This window comes from Rhodococcoides trifolii (assembly GCF_014635345.1).
Taxonomy (GTDB): Bacteria; Actinomycetota; Actinomycetes; order Mycobacteriales; family Mycobacteriaceae; genus Rhodococcoides; species Rhodococcoides trifolii.
This window is the reverse complement of sequence record NZ_BMCU01000001.1, coordinates 39,057-52,378: the sequence shown is the minus strand read 5'-3', so window position 1 is coordinate 52,378 and position 13,322 is coordinate 39,057. Positions and strand designations below refer to the sequence as shown.

General features: G+C 65.7%; 12 protein-coding genes. 2 read left to right on the top strand and 10 right to left on the bottom strand.

The window, feature by feature from the left end; all coding sequences use genetic code 11:
- Window positions 1–4 precede the first annotated feature (4 nt).
- Entirely contained in the window at window positions 5–883 is an 879-nt protein-coding gene (locus IEW02_RS00190) for a YveK family protein (protein WP_188542711.1), read from the top strand.
- Here the strand turns inward: IEW02_RS00190 and IEW02_RS00185 are convergent.
- The 10 genes from IEW02_RS00185 to IEW02_RS00140 all read right to left on the bottom strand — a co-directional run bounded on the left by IEW02_RS00185 (window position 789) and on the right by IEW02_RS00140 (window position 12,442).
- On the bottom strand, window positions 789–2,036 hold the full coding sequence (locus IEW02_RS00185) for a glycosyltransferase (protein ID WP_188542710.1): 1,248 nt from the start codon (window positions 2,034–2,036) through the stop codon (window positions 789–791). The two genes, IEW02_RS00190 and IEW02_RS00185, sit on opposite strands and share 95 nt — an antisense overlap.
- Entirely contained in the window at window positions 2,033–3,271 is a 1,239-nt protein-coding gene (locus IEW02_RS00180) for a glycosyltransferase (protein ID WP_188542709.1), read from the bottom strand. Before IEW02_RS00180 ends, IEW02_RS00185 begins: the two co-directional genes overlap by 4 nt.
- Window positions 3,268–4,725 carry an oligosaccharide flippase family protein gene (locus IEW02_RS00175; protein WP_188542708.1) on the bottom strand — a complete coding sequence of 486 codons (1,458 nt, stop codon included), beginning with the start codon at window positions 4,723–4,725 and terminating at the stop codon, window positions 3,268–3,270. Before IEW02_RS00175 ends, IEW02_RS00180 begins: the two co-directional genes overlap by 4 nt.
- On the bottom strand, window positions 4,722–5,828 hold the full coding sequence (locus IEW02_RS00170; protein ID WP_188542707.1) for a DegT/DnrJ/EryC1/StrS family aminotransferase: 1,107 nt from the start codon (window positions 5,826–5,828) through the stop codon (window positions 4,722–4,724). The genes IEW02_RS00175 and IEW02_RS00170 overlap by 4 nt, the downstream gene beginning before the upstream one ends.
- A complete protein-coding gene (locus IEW02_RS00165) occupies window positions 5,825–6,451 on the bottom strand; it encodes a NeuD/PglB/VioB family sugar acetyltransferase (protein WP_188542706.1) in 627 nt (208 codons plus the stop codon). The genes IEW02_RS00170 and IEW02_RS00165 overlap by 4 nt, the downstream gene beginning before the upstream one ends.
- On the bottom strand, window positions 6,448–7,581 hold the full coding sequence (locus IEW02_RS00160; RefSeq protein WP_188542705.1) for a DegT/DnrJ/EryC1/StrS family aminotransferase: 1,134 nt from the start codon (window positions 7,579–7,581) through the stop codon (window positions 6,448–6,450). Before IEW02_RS00160 ends, IEW02_RS00165 begins: the two co-directional genes overlap by 4 nt.
- Window positions 7,578–8,576, bottom strand: coding sequence for an NAD-dependent epimerase/dehydratase family protein (locus IEW02_RS00155; RefSeq protein ID WP_188542704.1), 999 nt, complete (start codon window positions 8,574–8,576; stop codon window positions 7,578–7,580). The genes IEW02_RS00160 and IEW02_RS00155 overlap by 4 nt, the downstream gene beginning before the upstream one ends.
- Complete coding sequence (locus IEW02_RS00150) at window positions 8,573–9,631, bottom strand: Gfo/Idh/MocA family protein (RefSeq protein WP_188544090.1); 1,059 nt, start codon at window positions 9,629–9,631, stop codon at window positions 8,573–8,575. Before IEW02_RS00150 ends, IEW02_RS00155 begins: the two co-directional genes overlap by 4 nt.
- On the bottom strand, window positions 9,628–10,530 hold the full coding sequence (locus IEW02_RS00145; RefSeq protein WP_188542703.1) for a WecB/TagA/CpsF family glycosyltransferase: 903 nt from the start codon (window positions 10,528–10,530) through the stop codon (window positions 9,628–9,630). The genes IEW02_RS00150 and IEW02_RS00145 overlap by 4 nt, the downstream gene beginning before the upstream one ends.
- A gap of 229 nt (window positions 10,531–10,759) precedes the next feature.
- Window positions 10,760–12,442 carry an ABC-F family ATP-binding cassette domain-containing protein gene (locus IEW02_RS00140; protein ID WP_188542702.1) on the bottom strand — a complete coding sequence of 561 codons (1,683 nt, stop codon included), beginning with the start codon at window positions 12,440–12,442 and terminating at the stop codon, window positions 10,760–10,762.
- A gap of 30 nt (window positions 12,443–12,472) precedes the next feature.
- Here IEW02_RS00140 and IEW02_RS00135 point away from each other — a divergent pair, with 30 nt between their 5' ends.
- Window positions 12,473–13,321 (top strand): HAD family hydrolase, encoded by an 849-nt coding sequence (locus tag IEW02_RS00135; protein ID WP_188542701.1) that lies wholly within the window; start codon window positions 12,473–12,475, stop codon window positions 13,319–13,321.
- Window position 13,322 lies beyond the last annotated feature (1 nt).

Sequence of the window (13,322 nt, the reverse complement as noted above, 5' to 3'; positions counted from 1 at the left end):
GGCAATGGATCCGATGGCTGTCTTGCGAGTGCTTTGGCGGCACAAAATGATCGCCGCGCCGTTCGTCGTCCTCACGTTCGTGGCTTTCGTCGTCGCATTGTTCTTCGGCCCTCGGTCGTACGAGGCCTCGTCGACCTACGCGATGATCACCCCGCAGGTTCCTTCCCCGCAGGAGGTGGAAGCCAATCCGGACCTCGCCTTCGAGTCGGACAATCCGTATCTCCGCTCGGCGGATCCGACGCTCGCCCTGCAGGCGGCACGTACCCGTCTCCAGTCCGCGGAGGTGACGGAGTCACTTCAGGCTGCAGGACTGTCCACGGACTTCACGGTCGGCACCGGGCTCGCCACGAGCGCGCAGATCCTGACGATCACGGCGAGTTCGGCGACGGCCGAGGTTGCCGTTGCCACGGCCGTGCAACTCGGAAAGGACCTGCAGGAGCAGATCCGTGAGGTGCAGGTGGTCGCGGGAGGTTCCGAGCGATTCCTGATCTCGGTCCAGGCGATCGACACGCCGACGAGCGCGTCGGAGCGTATCTCGAGTCGGTTGCGCAACGCTGTGGTCGTCGGAATGGGTTCACTGGTATTACTTTTCGGTGCGGTCAGCCTTGCCGACTTCGTGGACCGGCGACGCAATCCGCGACCCACGGCGGAGGAACCGCCGCCGCCGCGACCCACAGCGGCGGAACCGCCGCCGCGGCCGGTGCACGCCGACGCGTATGCCGCCCCACGCATCAACGGTCGACCTCCGCATCGAGAATTGGCCCCACGCAATGGCTTACGGACTCCGGTCAGGCGTGAGAACGGTCAGCTTCCTCCTGTGTGGCCACCGCAACACCCAGTGCCGAATCGACCGTCGGTAGATCCGCGCGGCCCTCAGGCGTGACCGGTCGACGTCGTGGTTCACGCGGGTCGATCAGTTTCAGCAGCGAGGCGGCTCGTTCGTCCCAGGAATGCAAGCGCGCGAAACGTTTCCGATCGATTTCGTGGCGATCCGGGGCCGACGCGACTCGACGGACGACGAGCTCGGCGAATTCGGCCGGTGATGTCGCAATGTCGATGTGCGGCGTACCCAACCACCGCGCTGCGGGCAGATCGGTGGCGACCACGGGTAGCCCGTGCGAGAGGTACTCCAGGGTTTTGAGCGGAAAGCTCGAACGGTTGAAGTCGTTGTCCGCGTACGGTGTGATCCCCAAGGTCATCCTGTCCAGATAGGACGGGAGGTCTGCGGCCGGGACCGAACCGACCCAGTGAACCGTCGGCATCGCGAACAGAGTGTCGAGGCGTCGGGAAACGGCGCGGGTCCGCTCGGTGCGCGGCCCGATCATCACGACGGTGACACCGGAGTGCGCGACTCGCTCGAGCACGTCGTAGTCCAGGCGCTCGTTGAGCTGGCCGACCAGAGCGACCAAGGGACCCGGCGGTAGGTCCACGGGGATGCGATGGTTGTCGGTCATGGGCTCGCATCCGTTCGGAAGCACCTGGACCGTCGGTGCGGGCACGATGAGCTCGGCTACCTTGGCCGCCAACGAGGGTGTCACCGCTGCTACCGCCTGAGCGTTGAAAGCATTGTGCGACATGGCTCTGCGGACCATCGCAGTGTCGAAACCCATCATGTGAGCACCCGACATCCAGTCGTCGGTCACGTACAGCAGACGTCGTCTGTCCAGCACCGGTGGAAATCGAAGAATCGGACTGGTGAGGACGACACCGTCGCAGAACGCGTCCAACCGACGGAGCGCCAGGTCGATCTCGGTTGCGACATGGCGCTCGGACAGGGTGGAGAGGATCGGTCGGGTGAGCCCCGGTGGTCCGGCGACATGAAGCCGGGTCAGTCCGGGCGCGGGGTTGCTCAGCCCGGTCGGCGTCGGGCGGACACCGGCTCTCCGTTGCCGGATACGACCGGCTACGGACACGGCCGGATCGACCCACAGGACGGGCCGAATTCGCGCAAGCGCCTCCGCCAGATGGCGATTGGTGCCCGCGATGTCGTCCCAGCCCTCGCCGGAGACGTACACGAGGACCGGCTGCCGGTTCACGATCGCCCTCGCGCGATCGACCGTGCGCTGTTGAAATCTTCGGTAGCACGGGTGCCGGTGAGTCGAGCAAGGTACTGCCCGACGAAGTGTCGTCCGTATCGGGCGGAGGTGTTCACGAGGTCCGCGTCCCGTCGACCTCGTGCGTGCCGGCGTGCGATCGCGGCCTCGTAGATGCGAATCTGTTCCGCACCCGCGTCCGCGAGCGAGAAGCGTGTGCGCACAGTGTCGTACGAGAACGCTCCGAGTCGCTCCCGAGAATGCGCGTCGTCCAGGAGCGGCACCAGGTGTCGGGTCAGCTCACGATGCCCGTCGGCCCGGTCGGTCCCTGTCCCGTACCACCCCGCCCACAGGAACTGCTCCACCGTGTCGGGCCGCAGAGCGCACCAGAACCCCGATTCACCCTGCACGACGACGGGTTTCGAGAAAGCCATGGCCCGCAGAGCCGAACCGCCCATTCCGATAACGACGTCGGCGCAGGCGTACGCGGCACGTGGGTCGTCGAGTTGGCCTGTGACGATGACGACCGTGCGGCCCACCCTGTCGTTCACCAGTCGAGCGCGTCGGTCCACCTCGGCGCGCGCTGGTCCGTCGCCGACCACCACGAGTTGCACGCGGCGGGTGCGGGCCAGTTCACCGATCACGTCCATCGCAACCAGCGTCCCCTCCAACTTCAGCTCGCGTGCGAGTCGTGTCACCGTGACGACGGTCGACGCCGAAGGGTCCAGACCTCGGGTGTGGACGAACTCGGACGGATCGACAGCGGAAGCAGCGTTCGTCGTGAGATCGACGGGTGGTTCGATCACGGACACGAGCCTGCGTCCGCGGCGCCCTTCGTCGTCGGCGATCTGGCGGGTGCCGACCACCAAATCGGTGGTTCGCGGCAGAAACGGCGCGACAGCCATCGACATGACAGTCGTCACCGGCGTCGCCGCGGTGCCGCGGGTAGCGAGTGCAATCTCCAGAGCAGGCGGCCACTCGTACCCGTGTGCGATGTCGATTCGGTTGTCGATCAACGTCCTCCGCAAGTCGGCCACGACTCGCGGCGACGGTCGTCGGCGCGGTATCGGCGATGCGACGAACTCGACGCCGAGGTCGGCGATCATCCCCACCAGCGGCCCTCGATTTCCGTACACGATCACCTCGTGTCCCTCCGCCTTCACAGCGGCAGCGAGTTCGATCGCGTTGATCTGGCTTCCCCCGAGCGCCAGATCGTGCGGGTACACCAGGATTCTCATGATGCGTCGCCGATTCGGGCCGAACGCAGGCGCGCTATCGCTGCGCGGTCGGAGAAACCGAGAGCCGCGACCGTCGCGGCGCAGAGCGACCCGGCAACCGCGCACGCCACGAAAGAGTTGCCGATCTGCGAGGTGGTGGCCGCGACTCCGAGTGCAAGAAAACACGACGCGCCGGCCGGAACGAGAAGCCGCCGAGCAAGTCTGGAGGTAGACGAACCGACCGATCGCAATGCAAGCAGGTAGAGAGGGAGCGCGACGAGCAAGGCCACCACGAACTGCGCAAGGGCGATGCCGGCCAGTCCGCCGTAGTGGGACGCGATCACGAGCGCGGGGACGAGCGCGACGGTCCACGCCACCTGAACTACGAGGATGGTCGATGATCGCCTGGTCACGACGAGATAGTCGTAGACGAGTTCGAACAGAATCCGAGCGCCCGCTGCAGCCGCAAGCCACGTCAGCACGTCTGCGGATCGGGCCCATTCGTCTCCGTACACGAAGGCGACAATGGGTCGAGCCGCTGCAGCGACCACTGCGCACACCGGAAGCGATACGGCTGCAAGTACTCCCGCCAGACCCAGGAAGACGTCGGTCATCTCCGCCGGTCTGTCCTGAAGACGGGCCAGCATTGCCGGGGCCACCGATCGGAGCGGGCCGGAGAACAGCGCGATGGGCCACGACGCGAGGTTGAACGCAAGAACGTAGAAGCCGAGTTCTGTTGCCCCGAGCGCACTGCCGGCCACGATCTGATCCGCGTACGACGCGACGAAGACCACCGCCGAAGCTCCGGCCAGCGGAAGCCCGAAACGTAGCAGCGGCCGAAGAAGTGCGGGCTCGAATCCGAAGCGAAGGTGATTGGGGGCGAAGTGAACGAACAGCACCGCCGACAACACGCTGGCCGCGATGCGACCCACCGCAAGGCTCATCGCGCCCGTACCCATGACTGCGAGAGCGATGGAGACGCCTGCGCCGACCCAGACTCCGAGTTGGTCGATGATCATCCGTTGCTTCTGCATGAACTCGCGCTGCATCAGCGCGGCCGGTGCAGCCACGAGTCCGTTCAACACGATGCAGACACACATGAGCCGCACCACCGGCGTCGCCGACGGTTCACCCATCGCGGTAGCGAACACCGGTGCGGTGAACCATGTTCCGACGAAGAGAATGCTGCTGGTGGCGACCGACAGCGTGGCGACCGTAGGCGCGATCGTGTGGGGATCGCCGGGCCATCGCACGATGGCCAACGAAATGCCCAGCTCGTTGAAACTCAGGACCGCGAGAAGCGCCACCGTGGCCACGGCGAAGGTGCCGAAAGCCGTCGGCCCCAACAGTCGTGCCAGAGCAATACCTATTCCGACGGTACCCAGGCGTGCGAGTGCGGTGTTGGCCAGACTCCAACCGAGCGCTCGGCCCGCTCGAGTACCGAGGTCGTCGGTGCGGGGAGGTGCAGTCTTCACACCCGAAGCGTTCTACGCACCGTGTCCGCCACGTGCTCCTGCTGTGCCGCTGTGATGTGCGGGAACATCGGCAGGGACAGCATTTCCGAGGCCGCGGTCTCGGTGACCGGGAAATCGCCGGACCGGTAGCCGAGGTGTCGGTACGCACCGGTGAGGTGGACAGGCGTCGGGTAGTGAATGCCGGTAGCGACGCCTTCGGCGGCCAGCGTGTCCGCCACGGCGTCGCGATCGGCCACCCGCACGACGTACAGATGCCACACGTCGACGTTCGTCTCGTCCGAGATCGGAAGTCGTATGCCCGGAACGTCGCTCAGAAGAGTGTCGTAGCGTGCGGCCGCTTCTCGGCGACGCGTGTTCCAGTCGTCGAGCCGGCGCAGCTTGGCGGACAGCACCACGGCCTGAAGTGCATCGAGACGAGAGTTGAAGCCGACGACGTCGTGCACGTACTTCGTCGCACTACCGTGCGCTGCGATGACTCGAACACGCTCCGCGACAGCGGGATCGTCGGTCGTCACGGCCCCGGCGTCACCCGCCGCGCCGAGGTTCTTCCCGGGATAGAAGCTCGTCGCCGCGGCGCGACCGAACGACCCGGCGCTCTGCCCACCTTGCCGTGCGCCTTGCGACTGGGCTGCATCCTCGATCACCGCGACGTCGGCACCGTCGCAGATCGACGCGATCGCGTCCATGGGAGCGATCTGGCCGAACAGGTGAACCGGTACGACGGCAGCAGTTCGCGGGGTCAGGGCTTTGTCCACCTGCTGCGGGTCGATCAGCAGGGTGTCGGGCACGACGTCGACGAGTACCGGCACGGCACCGATCCGTGACACTGCTTCCGCAGTCGCGATGAAGGTGTTCGCCGGGAGCACGACTTCGTCGCCCCGTTCGACCCCACACGCTCGCAACGCCAATTCCACTGCGTCCGTGCCGTTGGCGACCCCGATGCAGTGGCGAACTCCGACGTAGTCGGCGTACTGGGCTTCGAAGTCCGAAACCGCGCGTCCACCGATGAATGCCGCCGTGCGCAGGACTTTCTCGATCTCCGGGAGAAGGTCGTCGTGAATCTCTGCCTGCTGCGCGGCAAGGTCGACGAAGGGGACTCTCATGCGACACCGCTGTGCGGTCGTCGAATCGGGCCGGCGGGCGAGCCCACCCACGTCTGCCCGTCCGGAACCCCCTGTAGCACGACGGCACCCATTCCGACCAGAGAATCCGAACCGACTCGAACCCCCTGCCGCACCGCAGCATTCATCCCCACGTACGCCCCGTCACCGACCGCGACACCACCGCCCAGACTCACGCCGGCGCACAGTGTCACGAAGTCACCGACCACGACGTCGTGGGTCAAGGTCACGTGCGGCATGAGAACGCAGTGCGATCCGACGGTGACGTCAGCCGTGAGGACCGAGTGCGCCAGTACGACGCATCCGCTCCCGAGAGTGCAGCCGGCGGGGATGTCGACGCTGGGGTGGACCACCGTCGCGAATCGCTCGGGTCCGACACCCATCCGATCCACGATGGACTGACGCACCGCACCGGACCCCGCGCAGACGAGGAACATGCAATCGTCGAATTGCGCGGCGGCATCGATTGTTCCGAGTATCACGACATCGCTGGTGGCCTCGAGGTCGTCGTCCAGGCAGCCCACTACCTGCATGCCCGGGGGGACGGCGGCTGCGGCCTCGCGCGCCAGGCCGGACGCTGCGACGAGAACGAGGCGAGTGGTCACGAGCTCGCCCTCACCACGTCGATGACCCTGTCCTGATCTGCGGTGGTCATGGTGTGGAACAGCGGTAGCACCAGGGTGGTGTCGGTCAGCCGTTCGGTGACCGAGAGGTCGCCCCACGACGCGTTGCCGACTGCATACGCGGGCTCGCGGTGCGCTGCCATGATCCCGCGCCGCGCCGAGACGGATGCGTCGGCCAGTCGGCCCAGAAGCTCGTCGCGGGTGCACGGGTAGCGGTCGGTGAGTTCGATCCAGAACGACTGAAAGTTGGCCGTGCCGTGCGGCGGGTCCGCGACGCAGCGCACACCGGTAACGCCCGCCAGCTTGTCGGAATAGCGTTGAGCCAGTTCACGTCTTCGCTCCACGACGACGTCGAGCCGTCCCAACTGCACGAGGCCGATCGCCGCCTGTAGATCGGTCATGCGGTAGTTGAAGGCGACCTCGGTGTACCGCTCGGCCACCGGGACCGAACTCGCGTGGCGCTCGGCCGCCCCTGCGCTGGTCCCGTGCTCGCGAAGACTTCGGAGGCGGTTGGCCCACGCTCCGTTGTTCGTGGTGAGCATTCCCCCTTCACCGGTTGTGAGGATCTTGCGCGGGTGGAAGGACCACGCCGTGACATCCGCACCGGCCCCCACCGGTCGGCCGCGATAGCTCGATCCGGCTCCGCATGCCGCGTCTTCGATCACCGCGATCGACAGCGATCGAGCGAGATCGTTGATTGGGTCCAGGTCGACGGGCACACCGGCCTGATCCACGACGATCACCGCCGTCGTCGCCGGGGTGATCACCGTTTTGACCGTGTCGAGGTCGACGTTGCCCGTCACCGGGTCCACGTCGGCGAACACCGGCCGCGCCCCGACGTACCGAACGGCATTCGCCGTCGCGATGAACGAGAAGGACGGCACCACGACGTCGTCACCGGGACCGACACCTGCCACGACGAGGGCCAGATGTAATGCCGTGGTGCAACTCGTCACCGCAACAGCGTGTTTCGTCTCCATGCGTGCGGCGAACGCATCCTCGAACATCGTCACGCGCGGCCCCTGAGCCACCCAGCCGGACTCGATCACCTCGGTCACAGCGGCGATCTCTTCCGCTCCCATCCAGGGTTGCATGACATTGATGCGCTTCATCGGGCCGCTACCGCGGTGCCACCGGCGCGGATCTCGTCGCGCTGCGGACTCCACCACTCCACCAGACGACGCAGACCGTCGTCGAGACCCACCCGCGCCGTGTACCCGAGTTCGTCCCGGGCGGCGCTGACGTCGGCGAGTCTGCGCGTCACCGCATTCACCGAACGCTCCGGTCCGTACTCGATGGGTAGGTTCGAATCCATAACGCGCAGAAGCGCTTCGGCCAGTTCGCGGAGGCTCGTCTCTGTGCCGCTGCCGATGTTGTACACACCGTCCGTGACGTCGGATGCGGCTGCTGCGACATTGGCCCGCGCGATGTCCTCGGTGAACGCGAAGTCCATGGTCTGGGAACCGTCGCCGAAGATGAGGGGCGGCTTGCCGTCCGCGATCCGCTCCATCCATCGCACGAGGACCTCGGTGTAGAGACCGTGAACGTCCATCCGTGGTCCGTAGACGTTGAAGTACCGCAGGGCAACGAAGTCCATGCCGTACATCGCGCGGAAGCTCCGGAGCATCCCCTCGCCGAAACTCTTGGCCGCGCCGTAGAAGGTGTCGTTGTTGTGGTGGTGGTGTCGCTCGGTGGTCGGAAACTGTTCCGCCAGGCCGTACACGGATGCGGACGATGCGGAAATCACTTTGCCCACATGGTTTGCCGCGGCCGCTTCGAGCACCGTGAAGGTTCCGTCGACGAGCACGTCGAGCGCGAGTCGCGGTTCCTCGGCGCACTGGGTGATGCGGATGGCCGCCTGGTGAAACAGCACGTCCACGCCGCGGGTCAGTCGGTGCACGGTGTCGATGTCCCGGATGTCTCCGACGACGAGTTCGACCCGCGAATCGGTCAGTGCGGCCTCGAGATTGGCACGCCGGCCTCGAACCAGGTTGTCCAGAACGATGATTCGACCGCACTGCGCGTCGAGCAGCTGATCGACGATGGTCGATCCGATGGTGCCCGCACCACCCGTGACCAGGGCCGTGGCCCCGCTCAGTTCCGTCACTCGAGGTCTCCGGTGGTCGTGTCCACGAACCGTGGACGGATGGGTGAACCGTTCGCTGCCATGCTGTGGTCGGCCGCCTCGAGTACCGACAGAACCCGCAGACCCGCGATGCCGTCCGTCCTCGAGGGTCGATCACCGCGGATGGCCGCCGCGAACTCCTCCACCATGGAACCGAGCGCTTCCTTCTCCGACAGCGCGGGAACCGTGATGTCGCCGAGCCGGTAGGACACGGCGGAGGCGTGTCGCTCGTCGGCGTCGGGCGAACCCAGGTCGACTCCGCGATCGTGAACCGACACTCGACGCAGCGGGTCCAGATCGTCCCAGACGAGGGTTCGATGGCTTCCGCCGATCACCATCTGTCGAATCTTGGTCGGCGACAACCAGTTCACATTGATGTGCGCGTCACCGCCCCCCGGAAGCGACAGAGTCAGATGACCGACACACGCCCGGCCGGCGCCGAGCGGATCCGACCCCGTCGCGGACACCCGTGTCGGAGTCAGACCACCGGGAAGAATGAAGTCGAGAATCGACAGGTCGTGCGGCGCCAGATCCCACAGCACGTCCACGTCGGGCTGAATCAAGCCCAGATTGATGCGCGTCGACTCCACGTACAGGAGACGACCGAGGAGACCGGACGCGATCACGTCGCGAATGTAGGTCACGGCCGGTGTGTAGCAGTAGGTGTGGTCGATCATCAGGATCAGCTCGGCGTCACGAGCCGCTCGGACCATCTTGGACGCGTCCACCGACGTTGGAGCCAACGGCTTTTCGACTACGACGTGCTTTCCGGCAGCGAGAGCGGCGAGCGCGATCGGGGCATGGGTCGCGGCCGGCGTGGCGATCGCGACGGCATCGATGTCGCTGCGTGCGAGCAGGCGATGCACATCGGTCTCGACCTCGACGGTCGAACGCGGACCGACGACGCGTTGCGCTCGAACGGCATCCGTGTCGCACACCGCAACGAGGTCCCACGCACTCGAGCCCCGAAAGTTCCGCGCCAGGTTCGGTCCCCAATAGCCCGCCCCGATGACTGCCACACCGTACGGCTTGCTCACTCGAGCACCTGCGGCGTGCCGGCACGGCCGTGAGCCGGGTGATTGCTGTCCGAGACGAGGTACGCGCCGCGCAGCCGCACCCAGGCCTCCGGACCCTCGATCAAGTAGCGATGAGTAAGTCGCTGAGGCTCTTTCGCGAGACGGTACAGCCACTCGAAACCATGCTCGCTCATCCATGACGGCGCACGTTCGACGCGGCCGGCCAGAAAATCGGTGGCTGCCCCGAAGGCGAGGAAGAGCCGACTCTGCGTCGTGTCACCGTGCCGGTCGATCCACAGTTCCTGCCGAGGTTTTCCGAGGCTGACCACGAGCACGTCGGTTCCGGCGTCGCGAATGTCGTCGGCCACCGCGTGGCTGAGTTCGTCACTGTCGACAACGGACCGGTCGGGCGACCAGTACCCGGACACACGCAGGCCCGGATAGTTCCGCATCAGTCGCCGCCGGAGCAGCTCGTGAACCAGGGGCGTCCCGCCGAGAAATCCGACGGAACGATCCGTCGTGTGCGCGAGATGCAGGATCTCGGGCAACAAGTCGGCGCCGGTGAGGCGCGGCCAATGGGTGCCCGTCAACTCGTTTCCCCGGTCCACGATGGGCATTCCGTCGGCCAGAAGCAGCCACTCCATCGTGTTCGACTCGGTCACGAGGTTGTGCCGAGTGCGTTCGATACCGCCGAAATGATGAATGTGGTCCAGATTGACCGAGCCGATGGCAAGTGCTTTGCCCGACGTCAACCGTTGTGCCGCAGTCGAAAGCACATAGGGTGTGCCGCACAGATCGACCGGAGTACCCGCCACGATCATTCGGGCGCGTCGATGCTCCGGAACGCGAGTCTTTCCGTTGCGCGCAGGGATTGGAACGACCGTCGTCGGGATCGGTCGGGTGGTCGGGAAGAGCTCCATCGTTGGCCCCAGGGTGTAAAAGGATGAAGCGCATTGCGAACCGTGCTCAGGCAGCACCACGATTTCGCCCGTCCCGACACGGGGAAATCCGACCGCTGCCCGACCGAAAGTTCGGCCGCGTTTCTCAGAGCGCTGACGTTAGTTGAAAACCGACCGTTCGTACATAAAAATCCGAAAATTCAAGTAAATGATCTTGAAATGCTTCCCGAAGCCCGGACAACGAGCCGAATTACCGCGCCCGATCGACCCGCTTCTCTTCCCAGACCGGCTCGCTCGACTCGTACACCCGCCCGTCCGATCCGAAGACGACGAACCGATCGAAGCTGCGCGCGAACCACCGATCGTGAGTCACGGAAACAACCGTTCCGTCGAATTCGGCAATCGCTTCCTCGAGCGAGTCCGCCGATTCGAGATCCAGGTTGTCCGTCGGTTCGTCGAGCAGAAGCATTGTTGCGCCTGATAGTTCGAGCAGCAGGATCTGTAGCCGTGCCTGTTGCCCACCGGACAGGTCGTCGTACTTCTGTTCGGCTGCGCGCGAGAGCCCGTAGCGATCGAGAGCGCGCGACGCACCCTCACGGCCCATCCCGTTTCGGTGTTCGTTTCCCATGTGCAAAATGTCGAGGAGGGTGTTTCCGGTCAAGTCCGGGCGGGTGTGCGTCTGGGCGAAGAAGCCGGGACGTACGCGCGCGCCCAGCACGGCACTGCCGGTATGCGGCACCGGATCGATGACCAGTTCCTGCACCGGCTTGTGCTCGTTCTCCGGATCCGTCCCGCCGCGAGCGAGCAAGCGAAGGAAGTGCGACTTGCCGGAACCGTTGGAGCCCAGCACGGCCACTCGGTCGCCGTAGAAGAATTCGGTGTCGAACGGCTTCATCAACCCGGTCAGTTCGAGCGAGTTGCATACCAGTGCGCGTTTCGCCGTCCGACCACCGCCGAGTCGAACCGTCACCTTCTGCCGAACGGGAACCGCCTCGGGTGGTCCGGCCTCTTCGAACTTCGCGAGCCTGGTCTGTGCCGCTTGATATCGCGACGCAATTCCGTCGTTGAACTTCGCTTTCTCGCGCAGCCTCAGAACGAGTGCCCGCAGCTTGATTCGCTCCTCGTCCCAGCGTCGGCGCAGTTCGTCGAGGCGGGCGTTTCGATCGGCACGGGCGTCGCGGTAGGTCGCGAAGCCGGCGCCGTGCACCCACGCCGTGGCACCGCTGATCCCTGGTTCGAGGGTCACGATGCGCTCGGCTGCGTTCGCCAGCAACTCGCGGTCGTGGCTGATGAAGAGCACCGACTTGTCCGACTCACGAATGGTCTTCTCCAGCCATCGTTTTCCCGGAACGTCGAGATAGTTGTCGGGCTCGTCGAGGAGGAGCAGCTGATCCGATCCCCGGAACAACGTTTCGAGGACGAGACGTTTCTGTTCACCGCCGCTCAGTGTCGACGCCTGTCGCCACCGAGCGCGATCGAACGGCATTCCGAGCGCCGCCATGGTGACCTTGTCCCAGAACGGTTCCATGTCGTACCCGCCCGCGTCTCCCCAATCCGCCAGCGCCTGAGCATATTTCAGCTGCGTCTTCTCGTCGTCCTTCTCGATCAGCTCGTTCTCCGTGGCGTCGAGCGTCCGCGCCGCATCTGCGACGTCCGGCGCGGCCACCGACAGCAGGAGGTCCCGGACTGTCCAGTCGTCGCGCACCTGCCCGACGAACTGACGCATGATGCCCATGGACCCGGATCGAGTGACGGAACCGTCGTCCGGGGTGATGTCGCCCGCGACGATGCGAGTGAGAGTGGTCTTGCCCGTTCCGTTCGGACCGATCAACGCGGTCTTGGCACCGTCGCCGACGCGGAAACCGACTCCGTTCAACAATTGCCGCCCGTCCGGGAGGAAGTAGTCGATGTCGGTCAGTTCGAGATGAGCCACAAGAGGCCACCCTAGGGGCGGCAGGGCAGAATGACAGCGATGTCCCACCCAACGCACCCAGCTCCCCGCCTCGTCGCCAGCGACGTCGACGGGACGTTGCTGAACCACCACGAGCGCCTGAGCGACCGGACAAAGGCCGCAGTGCACGCCGTCATCGACGGCGGTGCGACCTTCGTGTTGGCCACGGGGCGTCCGCCGCGGTGGATCTCCCCGGTCGTCGAGCAGCTCGGCTACGCACCGATGTCCGTGTGCGCCAACGGCGCCGTGATCTACGACGCGTCCACCGACCGCATTCTGAGCGCGATCACCCTTGGGATCGACGTGCTCGGCGAACTCGCCGAGGTGGCCGAATCAGTTCTACAGGGGTGCGGCCTGGCCGCCGAGCGAGTGGGGGAGAGCGCGCACGACGCCGCCACTCCTCAGTTCGTCAGCTCGCCCGGGTATCAACACGCATGGCTCAACCCCGACAACACCGAGATGTCCGCGCTCGAGGTGCTCGCCGCTCCTGCCGTGAAGTTGTTGATTCGCTGCCCGCAGATGTCGAGCGGAGACATGGCCGACAAACTCGCTCCGCACGTTCACGGAAACGCCGACATCACCTTCTCCACCGACAACGGTCTGATCGAACTGTCGGCGCCGGGTGTCACCAAGGCGTCGGGGCTGAAGATCGTGGCCGATCGGCTGGGCGTCGACGCCGCGGACATCGTGGCGTTCGGGGACATGCCGAACGACGTACCGATGCTCGCCTACGTGGGCCGTGGCGTCGCGATGGCCAATGCGCACCCCGACGCCATCGCCGTTGCGGACGAGGTGACCGCCAGCAATGCGGAGGACGGCGTGGCTAAGGTGCTCGAACGCTGGTTCAACGCATCCCGCTGAC